Annotated in this window: 21 protein-coding genes and 1 tRNA gene; 17 read left to right on the forward strand and 5 right to left on the reverse strand. The window is 68.5% G+C overall.

Features of this window, described 5'->3' with window-relative positions:
- Nucleotides 1–118: 118 nt before the first annotated feature.
- Nucleotides 119–940 carry a thioredoxin domain-containing protein gene (locus ACT3UF_RS11870; protein WP_442332206.1) on the forward strand — a complete coding sequence of 274 codons (822 nt, stop codon included), beginning with the start codon at nucleotides 119–121 and terminating at the stop codon, nucleotides 938–940.
- An 89-nt stretch (nucleotides 941–1,029) separates the two neighbouring features.
- Nucleotides 1,030–1,101, forward strand: a tRNA-Thr gene (locus ACT3UF_RS11875).
- A gap of 22 nt (nucleotides 1,102–1,123) precedes the next feature.
- On the opposite strand, the gene ACT3UF_RS11880 is transcribed toward ACT3UF_RS11875, so the two are convergent.
- Both ACT3UF_RS11880 and ACT3UF_RS11885 read right to left on the reverse strand, forming a co-directional pair.
- Nucleotides 1,124–2,365 carry a site-specific integrase gene (locus ACT3UF_RS11880; RefSeq protein WP_444599070.1) on the reverse strand — a complete coding sequence of 414 codons (1,242 nt, stop codon included), beginning with the start codon at nucleotides 2,363–2,365 and terminating at the stop codon, nucleotides 1,124–1,126.
- Nucleotides 2,366–2,367: 2 nt separating this feature from the next.
- The gene (locus tag ACT3UF_RS11885) at nucleotides 2,368–2,988 is read right to left on the reverse strand and encodes a helix-turn-helix domain-containing protein (RefSeq protein ID WP_444599069.1); all 621 of its coding nucleotides are present in this window, start codon (nucleotides 2,986–2,988) and stop codon (nucleotides 2,368–2,370) included.
- Between the two features lie 124 nt (nucleotides 2,989–3,112).
- On the opposite strand from ACT3UF_RS11885, the gene ACT3UF_RS11890 reads away from it, so the two are divergent.
- The 11 genes from ACT3UF_RS11890 (at nucleotide 3,113) to ACT3UF_RS11940 (ending at nucleotide 9,142) form a co-directional block, all read left to right on the forward strand.
- Nucleotides 3,113–3,310 (forward strand): helix-turn-helix domain-containing protein, encoded by a 198-nt coding sequence (locus ACT3UF_RS11890; protein ID WP_444599068.1) that lies wholly within the window; start codon nucleotides 3,113–3,115, stop codon nucleotides 3,308–3,310.
- 86 nt (nucleotides 3,311–3,396) lie between these two features.
- The gene (locus ACT3UF_RS11895; protein WP_444599067.1) at nucleotides 3,397–3,615 is read left to right on the forward strand and encodes a hypothetical protein; all 219 of its coding nucleotides are present in this window, start codon (nucleotides 3,397–3,399) and stop codon (nucleotides 3,613–3,615) included.
- Nucleotides 3,612–3,812, forward strand: a complete 201-nt coding sequence (locus tag ACT3UF_RS11900; RefSeq protein WP_444599066.1) for a hypothetical protein — start codon at nucleotides 3,612–3,614, stop codon at nucleotides 3,810–3,812. Before ACT3UF_RS11895 ends, ACT3UF_RS11900 begins: the two co-directional genes overlap by 4 nt.
- Nucleotides 3,809–4,831, forward strand: coding sequence for an AAA family ATPase (locus tag ACT3UF_RS11905; protein WP_444599065.1), 1,023 nt, complete (start codon nucleotides 3,809–3,811; stop codon nucleotides 4,829–4,831). The genes ACT3UF_RS11900 and ACT3UF_RS11905 overlap by 4 nt, the downstream gene beginning before the upstream one ends.
- 103 nt (nucleotides 4,832–4,934) lie before the next feature.
- Nucleotides 4,935–5,414 carry a hypothetical protein gene (locus tag ACT3UF_RS11910; RefSeq protein ID WP_444599064.1) on the forward strand — a complete coding sequence of 160 codons (480 nt, stop codon included), beginning with the start codon at nucleotides 4,935–4,937 and terminating at the stop codon, nucleotides 5,412–5,414.
- Nucleotides 5,407–5,907 (forward strand): hypothetical protein, encoded by a 501-nt coding sequence (locus ACT3UF_RS11915; RefSeq protein ID WP_444599063.1) that lies wholly within the window; start codon nucleotides 5,407–5,409, stop codon nucleotides 5,905–5,907. The genes ACT3UF_RS11910 and ACT3UF_RS11915 overlap by 8 nt, the downstream gene beginning before the upstream one ends.
- Entirely contained in the window at nucleotides 5,904–6,653 is a 750-nt protein-coding gene (locus ACT3UF_RS11920; protein WP_444599062.1) for a phage terminase large subunit, read from the forward strand. Before ACT3UF_RS11915 ends, ACT3UF_RS11920 begins: the two co-directional genes overlap by 4 nt.
- On the forward strand, nucleotides 6,654–7,334 hold the full coding sequence (locus ACT3UF_RS11925; protein ID WP_444599061.1) for a hypothetical protein: 681 nt from the start codon (nucleotides 6,654–6,656) through the stop codon (nucleotides 7,332–7,334).
- Nucleotides 7,331–7,774, forward strand: a complete 444-nt coding sequence (locus tag ACT3UF_RS11930; protein WP_444599060.1) for a hypothetical protein — start codon at nucleotides 7,331–7,333, stop codon at nucleotides 7,772–7,774. Before ACT3UF_RS11925 ends, ACT3UF_RS11930 begins: the two co-directional genes overlap by 4 nt.
- Nucleotides 7,775–7,896: 122 nt before the next feature.
- Entirely contained in the window at nucleotides 7,897–8,739 is an 843-nt protein-coding gene (locus ACT3UF_RS11935; protein ID WP_444599059.1) for a phage major capsid protein, read from the forward strand.
- Nucleotides 8,740–8,863: 124 nt separating this feature from the next.
- Entirely contained in the window at nucleotides 8,864–9,142 is a 279-nt protein-coding gene (locus ACT3UF_RS11940; protein ID WP_444599058.1) for a hypothetical protein, read from the forward strand.
- A 287-nt stretch (nucleotides 9,143–9,429) separates the two neighbouring features.
- Here the strand turns inward: ACT3UF_RS11940 and ACT3UF_RS11945 are convergent, their stop codons facing one another.
- Nucleotides 9,430–10,833, reverse strand: coding sequence for a hypothetical protein (locus ACT3UF_RS11945; protein ID WP_444608357.1), 1,404 nt, complete (start codon nucleotides 10,831–10,833; stop codon nucleotides 9,430–9,432).
- Nucleotides 10,834–11,191: 358 nt separating this feature from the next.
- On the opposite strand from ACT3UF_RS11945, the gene ACT3UF_RS11950 reads away from it, so the two are divergent.
- Nucleotides 11,192–11,656, forward strand: coding sequence for a hypothetical protein (locus ACT3UF_RS11950; protein WP_441443479.1), 465 nt, complete (start codon nucleotides 11,192–11,194; stop codon nucleotides 11,654–11,656).
- 75 nt (nucleotides 11,657–11,731) lie between these two features.
- On the opposite strand, the gene treS is transcribed toward ACT3UF_RS11950, so the two are convergent.
- Nucleotides 11,732–13,531 (reverse strand): maltose alpha-D-glucosyltransferase, encoded by a 1,800-nt coding sequence (gene treS, locus ACT3UF_RS11955; RefSeq protein WP_441443478.1) that lies wholly within the window; start codon nucleotides 13,529–13,531, stop codon nucleotides 11,732–11,734.
- A gap of 128 nt (nucleotides 13,532–13,659) precedes the next feature.
- On the opposite strand from treS, the gene ACT3UF_RS11960 reads away from it, so the two are divergent.
- Nucleotides 13,660–14,316: a hypothetical protein gene (locus ACT3UF_RS11960; RefSeq protein WP_444608358.1), complete on the forward strand. Its 657-nt coding sequence runs from the start codon at nucleotides 13,660–13,662 to the stop codon at nucleotides 14,314–14,316.
- A gap of 46 nt (nucleotides 14,317–14,362) precedes the next feature.
- Here ACT3UF_RS11960 and ACT3UF_RS11965 read toward each other — a convergent pair whose 3' ends face one another.
- On the reverse strand, nucleotides 14,363–15,040 hold the full coding sequence (locus ACT3UF_RS11965; protein WP_441443476.1) for a uracil-DNA glycosylase: 678 nt from the start codon (nucleotides 15,038–15,040) through the stop codon (nucleotides 14,363–14,365).
- Between the two features lie 128 nt (nucleotides 15,041–15,168).
- Here ACT3UF_RS11965 and ACT3UF_RS11970 point away from each other — a divergent pair, with 128 nt between their 5' ends.
- Complete coding sequence (locus tag ACT3UF_RS11970) at nucleotides 15,169–15,645, forward strand: DUF3263 domain-containing protein (RefSeq protein ID WP_444608359.1); 477 nt, start codon at nucleotides 15,169–15,171, stop codon at nucleotides 15,643–15,645.
- 63 nt (nucleotides 15,646–15,708) lie between these two features.
- Complete coding sequence (locus ACT3UF_RS11975; RefSeq protein ID WP_441443474.1) at nucleotides 15,709–16,308, forward strand: LytR C-terminal domain-containing protein; 600 nt, start codon at nucleotides 15,709–15,711, stop codon at nucleotides 16,306–16,308.
- The last annotated feature ends 85 nt before the right edge of the window (nucleotides 16,309–16,393 follow it).

Genomic DNA, 16,393 nt, shown 5'->3' on the forward strand with positions numbered 1-16,393 from the left:
CGGTCAGGGGCTGGCACGTGAGGTGCCCCATCCTTCCCGGCACCGTCCAGTTGCAGGCCGTTAAACTCTCATCGATCTATCACCCACCGCAGCCCCGCATCGGGGGCGAGGAGATTCCATGGCCGCGACCGGTTCATCAAAGTCAGCGCAGGAGCGCCGCGAAGCGCAGCGGGAGGTCCTGCGCAAGCAGCGGCAGTCGGAGCTCAAGCGCCAGCGCACCGTGCGCACCGTGGTGATCGCCGCGATCACCGTGGTCGCGCTGGTGATCGTCGCCGGAGCGGGCTACCTCATATTCCGTTCGATGCAGCCGGAGGGCCCGGTCGCGGTGCCCGAGGGCATGAGCGCGGACCAGCCGTACCTCACCCTCGGCGCCCCGGAGGACTCCGGGAAACCTGTGGTGGAGATTCACCTGGACTTCCTGTGCCCGCACTGCGGGGAGTTCGAGAACATCAACGCCGAGGACATCTCGACCATGGTCGCGGATGAGGAGGCGATCGTGCACATCGTGCCTCGCAACTTCATGGACATGCAGTCCTCTTCCGGCGACTACTCCTCGCGCGCGGCGAACGCCCTGGTCGCGGTCTACGCGGATGATCCGGTCAATGCGATGGCCTTCCAGACCCTGATGTTCGCCAACCAGCCCGGCGCGGAAGGGCTGACCGACGAGCAGATCGAGGCGTTCGCCCTGGAGGCAGGGGCCTCCGAGCAGGCGATCAGCGATATCAAGGCCGGCACGTACGAGCCGTGGGTGAAGCGGGTCTCGAACCCGTACGGCGAGGAGACCGGCGGCGGGACCCCGTACGTCGAGATCGACGGCACGGAGTTCAAGGGCTTCACCCAGCCCGGTGCGCTGCGTGAGGCGGTGCTGGCGGCCGGCGGCGCTCCTGCGGCGTCCGACGGCGGTGGCGAGGCGCCCGCGTCCGACGGCGGCGAGGGCTGACCCTCTGAGCGACCTGCGGTGGGGGACGAGCAGCTCTGCAATTCCCTCTAGACTGCTTCGGACCGGCTGATCCGTCGGCCGGTCCGCCCGCTGGAGTGGCGCAACGGTAGCGCACCTGTCTTGTAAACAGGTGGTTGCGGGTTCGATTCCCGTCTCCAGCTCTCATTTGACCAGCGGTAATGCTCATTTCGAGCCGTCCAAGTCGCTGTGATCACCGGTTGTGAGCACGTCTGTGAGCACACCGCCGCGGGACGGCAGCAGCGACGCCGCCCCCTCGACCGCCACCATCGCGTGATCCTCGAACAGGTGCGAGTACAGGTCGCGGGTGATCGCGGAGTTGCTGTGCCCCATGCTCTTGGAGACGACAGTGAAGTCTTGGCCGGAGGCGAGCATCAGCGACGCGTGAAGGTGGCGGAGGCTGTGGAAGTGCATGGGCGGCAGCTCCTTCCCCTCCGTGAGCGTCCGGAACAGCTTGGACACGTAGTCGGGCCGGTACGCCCGCCCGTCCTCCCACGTGAAGACACGGCCGGACTCCTGGTAGGCGTCGGCCCACTCCTCGGCGTCGGCCTCCTGGCGGAGCCGCCACCCCATCAGAACGGACACCGCCCGCTCAGAGAGACGCACCCGCCGGGACTGTCCGGAGAACGTCTTCGCGTTCCCCTCGACGACGCCGGAGGACGTGACGACCAGCTGGACCCTGACCGCGATAGTTCGGGTGAGGAGGTCTACGTCAGACCAGCGCAGCCCGACGAGTTCGCCGCGCCTCATCCCGGTGAGGATCGCCAGTTCGAACAGCGGCCCGAGGCGGTGCTCGGCGACGGCCTCCAGGAACTTCCCGGCCTGGTCCGGCGTCCACACCTCGACCCGCTGCCGGTCCACCCTGGGCAGTCGTGCGCCTTTCGCGACGTTCTCGGCGAGCAGCCCGTCCTGTACGGCATCCGCGAGTGCGGACGACAGCACCGCGTGAATCCGGCGGACCGTGGTCGCGCCGCGGCCGTCGTCTTGGAGCCCCCGGACGAGCGCCGCGACATCGGCCCGCTGTAGGTCCTTCAGTAGCTTGCCGCCGAGCGCGGGGATCACATCGTTCCGCAGGTACCGGGAGTAGTTGCCGTGCGTGGACGGCTTCAGCTGCCCCTCCTGCTGATCGAGCCATGTCTGGAGGTAGTCGCCGACGCGGGTACGGGTGAAGTCCGCGGTGCCCCGGCGCAGCGCCCGCTGGGCATCGGCGAGAGCCTCCTTCGCGTCGTCGGCCGTCCGGTGCCCGGCCTCGGAGAGGTAGCGGCGACGCCCCGTCTTCGGGTCGCGGCCCGCGGAGATTCTGAAGCCCCAGGTGCCGTGTCGCCAGTCCTTCAGCCGTGGGCAGTTCGCGCCGTACTGGCGGCCGTCGTCGTCGCGGCAGCCGCAGCGCCTCGTCACCTTCGCCATGGTCACTCCCTCCCCAGGCTCTTGAGCACCTCACGCGCGGTCTCCGTCGCCGCAGACAAGCTCTGGTCCACGTCCTTGTCCGCGACGGCGAGCCCTCCCTCGTCCAGCTGGGACAGCTCGCGCCGCGTGCGCTCACGGCCGATCTCGTAGTCCTGCTCGATCCGCTCACGGAGCGCGCTACTCGTGCGTGCGTGCGTCGTCACGTCCCGGACCAGGTTGTTGAACAGCGCCTCAGAGGTTCGCATCGAGTTCTTCACGTCCTGGGCTGCGTGGAACAGCCGGAGGTGCACAAGGTCGTCGACGGAGCTTGCCGCGGGCAGGACCCGCCACTCGGCGGCCGGGACCGTCAGCTCCCCGATGCGCACCTCCCCGACGTCATCAGGGACGGCGAGCAGGTCAGCGACCGGGCAGTCCAGCACATGCGCGAAAGCTGCGACCTCCTCGGCAGCCATGGCGCGGTCTCCAGCCTCGACCTGGTAGACGGTCTGCCTGGCCCACACCTTCCCGAGCACGTCGCCCAGGAGGCGGCCGACCTCCGGCGCGGTCAGGCCCCTATCTGTGCGGAGGCGCTTCACATTCATGCCGATGACTTCGGCGACGGTCCGTTCCTGGTCCATGGTCATCCTCTCGTTGGTACAGCACAGCGTGCCAGACACGTAGGGACTTGACAACCCCAATGGGGACCCCTAGCGTGTGTCGGACACAGCAGGATGTACCCGGTACGGCGAGAGCCACCAGGAGGGCGATATGACCACCAGGACGACCAGCGCGACGATGAAGGTGGAAGAGGCCGGGCAGCTGCTCGGCATCGGCCGCAACCAGGCGTACGAAGCCGTCCGCCGCGGCGAGATTCCCTCACTGAAGATCGGCGGCCGCATCCTCGTGCCGCGCCGCCGCCTCATGGCCCTCATCAACGGCGACGAGGAGGAGGCCGAGCAGCTGTGACCATCACAGAAAAGAGCCCCCGTCCCGCGTTCAGCAGGTCGAAGGCTCCAGCTACCGCCAGGCAGCACACCCAGCGTACCCGGGCCATGCCCGGAGAGCAGACCCCGGCACCCGTCGACGGCGGCCTCGCCATGCTCCACGGCCCCCTCATGCACCCCGACTCCGCACCGGCGGTCTGGCGGGAGTACGGGCGACCTCCAGCTCCGCCATGGGGCAGCTACCTGGACACTACGCCCCTGCCGAAGCACCCCGACGGGCGCGGCCCCATCGCCGCCGCCATAGACGCCCAGGAGGCGCTCTCATGAAGCTCAACCCCGAAGCGCGAGAAACGATCCGCGCCGCCGGACTCACCATCCCCGAGTACGTGCTTCGCCACTTCCCAGACGGCCACTGGCAGGGCGACCGCTGCGGATGCCCCGACGACCGATGCACCGGCCACCACCACGCCGAGGACGACCCCTGCGGATGCGTCGCCGTACTCGCCGCGGAGCCCGACGCATGAGCGCCCCCGCCACCGCAGCACCCCACCCCCTCGACGCCTCCTTCACCGCAGCATGGCTCTCCACCCAAGAGCTGCCACCCGTCGAGTACGTCGTCCCCGGCATCATCCCCGAAGGGCTCACCCTCCTCGTCGCAGCCCCGAAGATCGGCAAGTCCTGGATGGTCCTCGGGATCGCTCTCGCCGCCGCGGAAGGAGGAGAAGTCTTCGGCGCGATCCCCGTCGACCGACGACCCGTCCTCTACCTCGCACTCGAGGACGGCAAGCGGCGACTCCAATCCCGGATGCGGATGCTCGACATCGACCACGGCCCCGAGAACCTCTCATTCCAGCCGAGACTCGACACCCCCGCCGTCGCCGTGATCCAGGCCTTCCTCGACCGGCACGGCCCCGAGAAGCCCCTCATCATCGTGGACACGCTCGGCAAGGTCCGCGGCACCTACACCGGCAACGACGCATACGGGCACGACTACACCCAAATGAGCGCCCTGAAGGAGCTGGTGGACGACGTTCCCGGCTCCTCCCTCGTCGTCGTCCACCACAGCAGCAAGGCCGAGAAGGCCGACTTCCTCGACTCCGTATCCGGCACCCAAGGCCTCGCCGGAGCTGCGGACAGTGTTCTCGTGATCAAGCGCGACCGCGGCACCGGAGACGCCACCCTCCACGTCACATCCCGCGACGCCGCCGAGGGCGAGTACGCGGTCACCATGACCGACGGGCAGTGGCAGCTCGACGGCGACGGCCTCCGAGACGCTGCCCAGCGCGCCACACAGCGACGACAGACCGCCGGACTCGGCGACGTCTCGCAGCAGGTGCTCGACGCTGTTCGCGACGCGCCCGAGGCGGGTATCTCCCCGAAGACCATGGCGGCACTGATCCCCGCCCTCACCAACGACGGAGCAAGCACCTACCTCGCACGACACGCGGAGGCCGGACGCATCCGCAAGGTCGGCCGCGGCAAGTACGCCCCCATACCCGTGTTCGAACCGTTCGAAGTGTTCGAACCGGAGGACGAGGAGTGACACCACCAAGAGCACTTCGAACACCCCCGTTCGAAAGGGAACCCCCACCCGACCAGGCATTAGGACACTTCGCACACTTCGAACAGCACTCTAGGAGCACATCATGACCCCCACCCTCCGAGAACTACTCGCCAACGAACCCGACGACTTCGTCCCCGACCTCAGAGCATGGCTCGCACGACAAGACGAGGACCACGCGCGGCAGCAGAGCGCTGGCGACCCTTCGTTCCGCGCCGAGGCTGGGGAGGCTGCTGCCGACGCCGCAGAGAGCGATGGGGAGGAGAGGAGCGGGTGTGCTCACGGTGTGCTCACCAGTGGCAATGACCCTGCTCTGACCAGCAGCAATGCGAGCGCACCTGTTTCCCAAACAGAGGGCGCTGAAGAGCGCGGAGACCAGCGCACTACTTGCGCACCCCGCTACAGCACCGATCCGAACCAATCGCTCCGTGACCTGAAGCGACGTACGCGCCGGGACCTCGCCGCCGAGGTGCGCCGTTTGCGCCGCGAGTGCGCCAAGACGCGCCGGAAGCTCAGGGATGCCGAGGAGCGCCTCGCTGAGCTGGAGGAGGCCCGCCGTGGCTGAGCCCCGCTGCCGTGTCTGCTCGCACCCGCAGCGGCCGGAGATAGACCGGCGGCTCGCGCAGGGCACATCCAATCCCGGCATCGCTGACGAGTTCGGCATGTCCCGCGACTCCGTGCGACGGCACCGGGACCGGCACCTCTCCGCGGCCCTGAAGGCCGTAGCGACCCGCCGGGAGACCGCCGGAGCCGTGAAGGCGTCCGACCGTGCCGAGGAGCTGTACCTGAAGGCCCAGGGCATCCTCGACGCTGCGGAGGAGGCGGGGCAGGGGAGTCTGGCCCTGGCAGCGATCAAGGAGCTGCGTGCCACCGTCGAGCTGCTGGCGAAGCTCTCCGGCGAGTTGGACGAGCGGCCCCAGGTGAACATCGTCAACGTCCAGTCGTCGCCGGAGTGGCTGGCGATCCAGTCCCAGATGCTGGAGGCCCTGGCCCCGTTCCCGGATGCGCGGGTCGCGGTCGCTGGTGCTCTGGAGGAGTTGCCGGAGGTGGAGTCGTGACGCTGGCGATGTCCATGGCGGAGGCCCTCGATCCGGTGCGGTTCGCCGCGGGGCGCGGGTTCGATGCGGAGGAGTGGCAGGAGCGGCTGCTGAGGTCCTCGTCTCGGCGTGCCCTGGTGTTGTGTGCTCGGCAGGTGGGGAAGACGCAGACGACCTCTCTGAAGGCCCTTCACGCGGCGCTGCATCATCCGGGCAGGGACGTGTTGATCGTGTCGCCGACGCAGCGGCAGTCGGACGAGATGTTGCACCGGGTGGCGGCGGTGTATCGGGGGATGCGGGGGCAGCCTCGCCTGAAGCGGGACAACAGCAGCGAGATGGGGCTGGCGAACGGTTCCAGGATCGTGTCGCTGCCGGGGTCGGAGGGTGGCATCCGCGGGTTCTCTGGGGTTCGGCTGCTGATCTTGGATGAGGCGGCGCGGATCGAGGATGACGTGTTCGCCAGCATCTTGCCGATGGTCGCCTCGGATGGGCAGATCATCGCGTTGTCGACGCCGTGGGGGCGGCGGGGGTGGTTCTACGAGCTGCATGAGGCGGTGGGGAATGGGTGGGAGCGGCACCGGGTGACGGTGCACGAGTCGGCCCAGTACGACGCGGCGCGGATCGCGGAGGTGAAGGCGTCTCTCGGATCGTTCGTGTTCTCGTCGGATTATGAATGCGTGTTCGGGGATACCGATTCGCAGTTCTTTTCAACGGATTCTGTCCGTGCATCCTTTTCTAGCACTATCGCACCTTTGGAGGTGGCGTGAATGTCCAGTTTTGTGGTTGGTCTCGACCTCGGATCGGCTGCCGACTTCTCGGCTCTCGTCGTCGTCGAGCGCGTATTCGTCCTGCCGGAGTACATCTCCCTGAATCAGTGGCACCGGCAGCCGGACCTGTACCGGCGGTACGTCGTCGAGGAGAAGCATGTTCGGCACCTGAGGCGGTGGGAGCTGGGCACCCCGTATCCGTCGATCGTCGACGACGTGGCCGCGTTCATGCGGGCGGAGCCGATGCAGTCGCAGGGGCTGCTGTTCGTTGACGGGACGGGTGTGGGCCGGGCGGTCCTGGACATGTTCGCGGACGCGCACCGTGAGGGGCCGCTGGGCCGCTATGACCCCATCGGGATCACCGTCACCGGGGGCCGGGAGGCGAATGGGTGGAACGTCCCGAAGCGGGACCTCATGGCGGCGATCCAGGCCCCGCTGCAGCTGGGCAGGTTGCGGATCGCGGAGGGGCTCGCGCTGGGCGATGTGCTGGAGCGTGAGCTGACGAGTTTCCGACTCAAGATCGGCGAGTCCGGTCGGGAGTCGGTGGGATACCAGCGGGCGGCGGGTGAGGGGCACGGTGACCTCGTGTTCGCCCTGGCGCTGGCTGTGTACGGGAACAACCCATATGGGCGTCCCGATGTGATCGAGAATCCGAAGACCCTTGTAGGAGGTCAGCAGTGAACAACAACGACAGCAACGACGAGATGACGGACGATCAGCTCGCGCAGCTCCCCGCGGAGCGCCTCGCGCAGATGCTCCGGGAGAAGCGGAAGTCTGAGGGTAGCTACCGTACGCAGCTGCGGGAGGCGGAGGCGGAGCGGGACCGGCTCTCCGAGGCGGTGTCCGGGTATCAGCGGGCGAGTTTCGACGAGTTCGCCCGTGGCCGGAAGGTCCTGGACTCGGCGGTCGAGGATGTGGCGGAGAAGGTGAACGTCTCCGAGATGCTCGGCGAGGACGGCCGGGTCGACGAGGAGAAGGTGGGTGCAGCCCTGGACGAGCTGCGGAAGGAGAAGCCGCACTTCTTCGCCGCCCCGCCGTCGTCGTCCTCCGCGGACTTCACTGGATCGACCAGTGAGCAGCGTGAAGAATCCGCGTCGTGGGGAGACATTCTCAGCACGTGAATCCTGGTATCATGAGAGCGTAATGGTCTTGTACCATTCCGTAGCGGCCTCCTTGCGGGGCAGTCGATAAGTTCTCGCCGCAGCACGCGGCATTTCCTGACTGCCTTGAAGGAGGCTTTTTCATGTCCATGAACACTTCCAACCTCTCCGCGATCAGCCCGGATCAGATCGAGCAGCTCGTGGTGCAGCCCGTCGAGGCGAACTCCATCGCTCTCCAGGCCGGGACCCTCGTCACCACCGACGCGACCCGTACGAAGATCCCGCGGGTGACCGCGGACCCGTCGGCCTCCTGGGTCGCGGAGGGTGCAGAGATCGGCACCTCGGACCCCACGGTGGACGACATCACGGTGACGCCGGAGAAGCTGGCCGGTCTCGTCGTCGTCTCGACCGAGGCGGCGGAGGATACCTCCCCGGCGGCGGCCGACATGATCGGCGACGGCCTGGCCCGCGACATCGCAAAGAAGCTCGACGCGGCCTTCTTCGGCTCGTCCCCGACGAGCAGCGCCCAGCCGGAGGGGCTGGAGGACCTCGCCGGGGTGACCGAGGTCGACGCCGGGACCGCCTGGGCCGACCTCGACCCGTTCGCGGCCGCTCTCTCCAACGCGGAGGGGCACGGAGTCCAGGTCTCCAGCTTCATCGCCAACCCGGCGGATGCCCTGGCGCTCTCGCAGCTGAAGGAGTCCACCTCCAGCATCCGGCCGCTGCTGGGCTCGGATGCGACCCTGGCGACGCGCCGGGTGGTCCTCGGCGTCCCGCTGCTGGTCTCGTCCGCGGTCACGGCGGGCACGATCTGGGGTATCCCGAAGCAGCGCGCGGTGATCGTGCGTCGGAAGGATGTGGACCTCGACGTCGATACGTCGGCCTACTTCACTTCCTACCGCACCGCGGTGCGGGCGATCATGCGAGTCGGGTTCGGGTTCACTGATCCGGCGACGATCCAGAAGGTGACGCTCTCCGCGGCGTGAGCCGCCCGGCAGGCGCATAGCAGCGGCCCCCGATCCCTTCAGTGGGACCGGGGGCCGCTTTGTATGTGGTTGAGTCGCTCGTCGACATATGCTCGGGGTTTCTAGAGCCTGACAGGGGCAGCCCATGCGAGTCGTCTACAAGATCACCTATCCGAACGGGAAAATCTACGTTGGCATGGACCTCACGGGTACCGCGCTGTACTTCGGTTCGCCGAGGAAGGCCTTCATCGCAGCTGACCTTGGCCCAGAGGTATGTAGAGACCTCACCGTGAGGAAGCAGGTGCTCTGGGAGTCTGAGAGCGCCACCGAGGCCGAGGTCCGCGCGGTCGAGCGTCACTTCATCGAAGTCACCGGCGCGAACCGCCCGGAGATTGGCTACAACACGAGACCCTTGCCGCGCTAAAGGCAGGTAGCAAGTGTGTGCACACAGTGAGCACACACCTGCAGGGATGGACGGATTCAGTGAGTCAGTGAGCGGGACGAAAAGCCGCCGTTACCTGCATTGATAGGAACTCCTGGGGATGGTGGAGAACGGCTCGGCACCGCCCAAATGTTCCTTGTAAACAGGTGGTTGCGGGTTCGATTCCCGTCTCCAGCTCGAAGAAACAGCCCCTCACCTGCGAGGACATCGTCTCCGATGTGCTCCGGTGAGGGGCTGTTCTGCGATCCCGATAGCGTCCGCGCCGGGGGTCAGAACGTCTCGTAGGTCACCCGGTTCACCATGAACCCCTTGCCGGTCATGATATTCCAGCAGGTCATGCCGTCGAAGCGGCTGGTGCAGGCGACATTCCCGGAGGTCGCGCTCTGGTCGTACTCGAGCGCAGTCGCGGAGTCGCTGAGGAAGGACGATCCGCAGGCCGTGGCGGCTGCGCCGTCGGAGACCTGGATCGAGAACGGACCGTTCTCGCAGTCCTCGAGACCGGACTCGCCGAAGTCCCGCTCGAGCACGCTGCAGGACACCGAGTCGCCCTCCAGCAGGCAGATGATGTTCCCGGTCGGGGAGCGCAGCTCGGTCATCTCCTGTGCGCCGTCGGGGGCAGGGGAGACCGGGTCCTGGCTGGGGGTCTCCTCGGTGGGTTCTTCGGTGGGCTGCTCCGCCGGGGCCTCCTGTGCCGTGGTCGAGCTGTCTCGCTCATACCCGTCGTCGTCTGCGGACAGCCAGGCGCGTCCGGCGAAGGCGATGACGACCACCAGCAGGAGGGAGAGCAGCAGGCAGCCGCCACAGGCCCACCAGATGCGGCGGGAGGGCCCCGAGCCCTCGTCGCCCGTCGCGCCGGGGTGCTGTGCAGGGGGCGTCGCGGCAGCTGCCGCAGCGGGTGCCGCGGCACCGTATGCCGCGGCACCGTATGCCGCGGCACCGTAGGGCGTCTGCGGACTCTGCCCCTGCGGGAACTGCGGTGCGGCGGAGGACTGCGCGCCGTGCATCGCTGTGGCGTCATAGGCACCGGGGACGGCGGGGAAGGCGTAGTCCGGATACTCAGCTGGTGCTGGTGCTGGTGCTGGTGCTGGTGCTGGTGCTGGTGCTGGTGCTGGTGCTGGTGCGGGGGCCGGGGCCGGGGTGGCGGCGGGTGCCGCGGCTGCTGCGGGCGGAGCATCCGGCGATGCCGGGGAGGGCGCCGGACCGAGGGGGACCACGCCCGCATCCTGCGCGATCCTCACGGAGGAGGTCGGGGCACCGGGCGCGGGTTCGTCAGAGTCGTCTGCGCCGTTCCAGAAGGCGTCGTCTCCGAAGTCGCCCCAGACAGAGACGTCGTCGGGGTCCTCGGCCGCCGGCTCCGCGACGAGCTCTGGCTGCAGATCGGAGGAGGGGTCGGGAGCCGGGAGGGGAGCGAGACCTGCGACCTGGGTGTCGTCGTCGGCAGTGTCCCTCTCAGAGGCTTCTGGCTCGGAGACATCCTGCTCACGGCTCTCCTCGTAGGCGCGCTTCGCCCATGGATTCGTGGCCAGGATCCACTGGCGCGCGACCTCGGGGCACGACGGGTTCAGGAGGATCATCCGCTGCAGCTGAGGATGCTTCTCGGTGAGTTCGAGCAGACGCTCCGGGCTGGTGCTCGGATCGCCTGCCTCCTGTGCCGCTGAACGGGGCTCTGCCACCGCATTCTCCCTTCGTCACGCTGTGTCGGCCGTTGCGACGAGACAGTGTCCCGCCGCCCGCATCTCGAGCTCGGACCTCGTGCCCGCGCCTCGTGCCGATCCCCGAGAATGGCACATCGGGCGTGCTCGAGGCACGGGGCAGGTGTGCAACGGAGATTTTTCACTGGCCATGTGCGCCGCCCCGTCGGCATCTCGCGGGAGGCGAGGCAGGAGGAGATCGCCTGCGGTGGTGCCGCAGGGGAGTTCTCCCCATATCGCCGATCCCGGGACCCCGATAGCCTCGACCACTGTGCCGCGGCGGATGCCGGGGCAGTTCGAGGGCGCCGGCGCCGCAGGTGCCGGATCGAGAGGGGACCACATGATCATCTGGCGCGGATGGGGCGGCCTGGCCATCGTGTACATCGGAGCGTGCGCGGCGCTTCTGGGAGGGCTGCTCGGCGCTTCGATCCTGCAGTCCTCGACAGCGGCAGGACCGTTGGCGGGACTGGGGATCCTGATCGGCGGGGCGATCACGGCAGTGCACGGGTGGTACCTCAACGTGCTCCTGCCCCGGAAGCGGGCGGAGCAGTGGGAGGCGGCCGAACGGCCCCGGCTCGAGGACGCAGCGGACCGCGGAGTGCTGGTCGTGGGCAACACGCTGCCCAGCAGCCCCGAGGAGGCGGCGCAGATGATCGAGTCCGTCATCGCCGATGGCCGTCGCGCGATCGGCCGCCACGGTCCCCATTCGGTGTTCTGGATCCCGATGGAGGTCATCGGGATCCTCGCGATGGTCGGCGGCATCGTCCTCGCCGGCGCGACCCTCGCCGCAGCCTTCACAGGCTGACGAGGCTCCGCCCGCTCCGGCTGACGGACCCCGCCCGCTCGGACTGACGGGCCCCGCCCGCCCTGGAAGCAGGCGTCAGCTCGCCGGCGGTTGGGCATCCTCCACGGTGATCACCGGCAGCGCGGTGGTGACCGTCATCGGCTCCCCGTCGGGGTGCAGCGGGCGCACCTTCAGCCAGTAGTAGCCGTGCCCGCCCAGGGTGATGGTCATCGAGCCGTCCTCGCCCACCGGCGGGAACTCGTGCCCGCCGAACAGGTCGCGCACCGTGCGCCGAGCCAGCCCTCCGAGCTCCAGGGAGACGGTCACGGGACGTGCGGAGAGGTTGAACACGCACAGCAGGGTCTCGGCGTGGAACTCCGCGTCCTCGCCGTGCTCGGCCCCGTCGTAGGTGCGGGTGAAGGCGAGCACGCGGTCCGAATCGGCGGGGACGTTGCGGTAGGCGCCCATGCCGAAGGCCTCGTGCTCCTTGCGCACCGCGAGCATCCAGCGCACGAAGTGCAGCAATGAGCTCGAATGCGCCATCTGCGCCTCCACATTGGTGGTGGCGTAGTGGTAGACGAGCGACTGGATCACCGGCAGGTACAGCTTGCCGGGATCGGTGATCTCGCTGAACCCGGCATTGCGATCGGGGGTCCACTGCATCGGCGTGCGCACGGCATCACGATCGGTGAGCCAGATGTTGTCACCCATCGCGATCTCGTCCCCGTAGTAGAGGAACGGGGAGCCGGGCAGGGACAGCAGCAGGGCGTGGATCAGCTCGAGCTCGCTGCGGGAATTGTCCAGCAGCGGCGCCAGACGCCGACGGATGCCCACGTTCGCCCGCATCCGGGAGTCCGGGGCGTACCAGCCCAGCATCGCGGTGCGCTCCTCCCCGGTGACCATCTCGAGGGTCAGCTCGTCATGGTTGCGCAGGAAGGTCCCCCACTGGGCACCCCGGGGGATCTCCGGGGTGTCCTCGAGGATGTCGATGATCTGGCGGGCGCTGCCTTCACGCAGTGCGTAGAACAGGCGGGGCATCACCGGGAAGTGGAAGCACATATGGCATTCGGGCTTCTCCTCGGTTCCGAAGTAGTCCACGACGTCGCGGGGCCACTGGTTCGCCTCGGCGATGATCACGCGTCCGGGCCAGTGGTCGTCGACGTAGCTGCGCAGCTCGGCGAGGAAGTCGTGGGTGGCGGGGAGGTTCTCCCCGTCGGTGCCCTCCTCCTCGTAGAGATAGGGGATCGCGTCGGCGCGGAAGCCGTCGATGCCCTTGTCCATCCAGAACTTCACGACGTCGAACATCGCCTCGCGGACCTTCGGGTTCTCGAAGTTCAGATCGGGCTGGTGCGAGAAGAAGCGGTGCCAGAAGAACTGCCGACGCACGGGGTCGAAGGCCCAGTTGGACTCTTCGGTGTCCACGAAGATGATGCGGGCCTCGGAGTACTTCTCGTCGGTGTCCGACCACACGTAGAAGTCGCCGTAGGGCCCCTCCGGGTCCGAACGCGATTCCAGGAACCACGGGTGCTTGTCCGAGGTGTGGTTCATCGGCAGGTCGATGACCACCCGGATCCCGCGCTGATGGGCTTCGCTGACCAGGCGCTCGAAATCGGTGATCGAACCGAACTCCGGCAGCACCGCCTCGTAGTCGGAGATGTCGTAGCCGCCGTCGCGCAGCGGCGAGGCCATGAACGGCGGCAGCCAGAGGCAGTCGATGCCCAGCCACTGCAGGTAGTCCAGGCGTTCGATGAGGCCGGAGAAGTCGCCCGTGCCGTCGCCGTTGCCGTCGGCGAAGGCGCGCACCACCACCTCGTAGAAGACGGCCCTGCGGTACCAGTGGGGGTCGTAGTCGACCCCTGGTCCCTGCGGCGTGAACTGAGTGGTGTGCAGGGGCATCGGGTCCTCCACGGCGGGGTAAGGAGCAGGGCGTGCGACGTGCCACCACAGTAGCGTCCGCCGTACTATGGCGGGGCAGCTGCGGACAGTGCCGTTCGCGGATCATGTCAGCACGTCGGGGGAGACCAATGGGGCATCTATATCCGGGGCAGCAGCCCTCGCCGCAGCAGCGCTCGCGCACCGGTTTCTGGTGCGCGCTGGCCTGCGTCCTCACCCTCCTCGCGATCGTCTTCCTGGCGGTGACCGGCGGGGTGGTCTACCTCGTGAGCCGGGACCGGGGCTCCCCGCCGGGGCCGACGGAGACCGCGAGCGGACCCGAGCTGGTGAGCTTCGAGCACGAGTTCTTCAGCTTCGCCTATCCGGCGACGTGGTTCGACCTGAACAAGAGCGCAGACCCGGCGGATGCCGTGGGAGTGGCGGAGCTCGCCGACGAGGACATCGCCCCCGATGACCTCTACAGCTTCGCGACCAACAGCATCACGGTGTACATGTTCGACTCCGACCTGCACGCGGTGATGACCTGCCGCACGCAGGCCACCTGGACGGGCTTCGGCTGGGACGAGCCCGGGGACCCCGAGGAGCTGGACCCGATCACCCTCGACGGCAAGGAGCTCGCGGCGCATCGCACCACGGGCACCCATGACGGACAGGACGCGGTGGGGGAGATGTACTGCGCCGACGTGGCCGATGACGTGGTGCAGATCGTGGTCGAGACCCACGGCGCGACGGAGCTGTCTCCCGAGATCCGGCAGATCCTCGACAGCTGGGTCTGGACCGAGGGCTGAGCCCGGGCTGCGCCGGCGGCGTCAATCCCCGGCGTCAGTCCCCGCGTCAGTCCCCGACGCGCCAGTCGATCGGCGCCGCACCCTGCTTCGCGAGCAACGCGTTCGCACCCGAGAACGGCCGGGAGCCGAAGAACCCTCGCGAGGCCGACAGCGGACTGGGGTGCGGGCTGGCGATGTACGGCACCTCGCCCAGCAGGGGGATCAGGGACTGGGCATCGCGTCCCCACAGGATCGCCACCAGCGGACCGCCGCGCGCCACCAGCTGGCGCAGCGCCTGCCCGGTGATCTCCTCCCAGCCGCGGCGACGGTGTGAGGCGGCGGCCCCGGGGGCGACGGTGAGCACCCGGTTCAGCAGCAGCACACCCTGGTCCTGCCAGGCGGAGAGATCGCCATGGGGTGCGCGCGGGATCCCCAGATCGCTCTCGAGCTCCGTGTAGATGTTCGTCAGCGACCTCGGCAGCGGGCGCACCTCCCGCTCCACCGCGAAGGAGAGCCCGATCGGATGGCCAGGGGTCGGATACGGATCCTGGCCGACGATCAGCACCCGCACCTCGGCCAGCGGGCGCGTGAAGGCGCGCAGCACCCGATCAGGAGCGGGCAGATAGCCGCGACCGGCGTCCTCCTCGGAACGCAGGAACCCCTCCAGCTCCCGAAGGCGGGGTTCGACGGGCGCGAGCGCCTCAGCCCAGTCGGCGGCGATGTTCTCGGCGAGCGATGTCGACACGGCTCCAGTCTTCCACCGGACCAGTCACCGGCGCCCCGCTGAGCGGCGCGCGTGAGCCGTTCCCCACCCGGGCCGGGTCAGCGGCGCGCCGGACAGGACCGGCGCGTCCCGGCCCTTACCCTGGGGCTATGTCCTCCGATATCGCTCATCGAGCTTCCCGCGCAGCGCTCGCCGCCGCGGGAACCGTCGAGGCTGCGGAGGCTCTGGAGGCTCTGGAGGCTCTGGAGGCTCTGGAGGCTGTGGAGGCTGTGGAGGCCACAGAATCGGAGCAGCAGCTCTCCGCGGGTGAAGAACCGGAGCAGGGCGACGACACTCCCGCCACGATGTCCGATGCGTCACTGCCCGGCCCGCAGGGCGGGCTCAGCGAGCGGGACCGCCGGATCCTCGCCCTCGAAGGTCGCACCTTCCGCTACGTCGGCGCGAAGGAACGGGCGATCCGTGAGCAGATCGGCCTGTCGAAGGTCGCGTACTACGTGCGTCTGAATGCACTTCTGGACGAGCCCGCCGCACTGCGGGCCGCGCCCTCCGTCGTCCACCGACTGCGGGGCCGGCGCACGTCCGAGGATGGCGCCACGGGCGCCGCCGACACCCACCGAGTGGCCTGAGCGGAGTCACCCGCAGGGCGTGTGCTCCGCACCCGGCGCGGGTGGAGCAGGTTTAATGGGGCCGTGGCTGATTCCCAGTATCCGTACCCGCCGGACCGTTTCGACGATGAGGCGGACGCCGTGTCCTTCCACGGCGCCCACCGCGCCGAGCTCCCGTTCTGGCGGGAGAACCTGCTGTACATCATCATCATCGGCGCCGCCGCGGTGCTGCTCGTCGTGCTGCTCTTCTTCATCGGAGGCATGGGCAACAACGGCGATGACCGCGCAGAGGACCCCACCTCCGCCGCGGCCGAGAGCGAAGCCGCCGAGCAGAGCGCCGAGGAGACCGCTGCCGAGGAGGAAGCCGAGCCCGCCCCCGAGCCCGACCTCACCACTCCGGTGCTGGTGGTCAACGCCGGCGGCATCAACGGCCTGGCCGGCACCTGGCGCGACACCCTCGAAGGTGAAGGCTGGGAGGACGTCAGCGTCACCACCTCGGACAACGCCCAGCAGGAGCCGGTGGTCTTCTACCGCGACGAGGGCGACGCGGACACCGCTCAGGCTCTCGCCGAGCGCGCCGGCGCCGGCGAAGCCCGTCAGAGCGACGAGTACGACGCCCGCATCACCCTGGTCGCCGTGGCTGAGCCCGGCGATGCCGGCGGTGACGCCGAGGGCGAAGGCTGACAGAGCTCGCTCTCGACAGCAGGAGGCTCGAGCGGCAGGCGGCGACCCAGGAGGTCGGCGCCTGTCGCTCTCCTGATTCCCGGGC

Origin of the sequence: Brachybacterium sp. AOP24-D1-21 (assembly GCF_052378665.1) — a bacterium.
In the GTDB taxonomy this organism is placed as follows: domain Bacteria; phylum Actinomycetota; class Actinomycetes; order Actinomycetales; family Dermabacteraceae; genus Brachybacterium.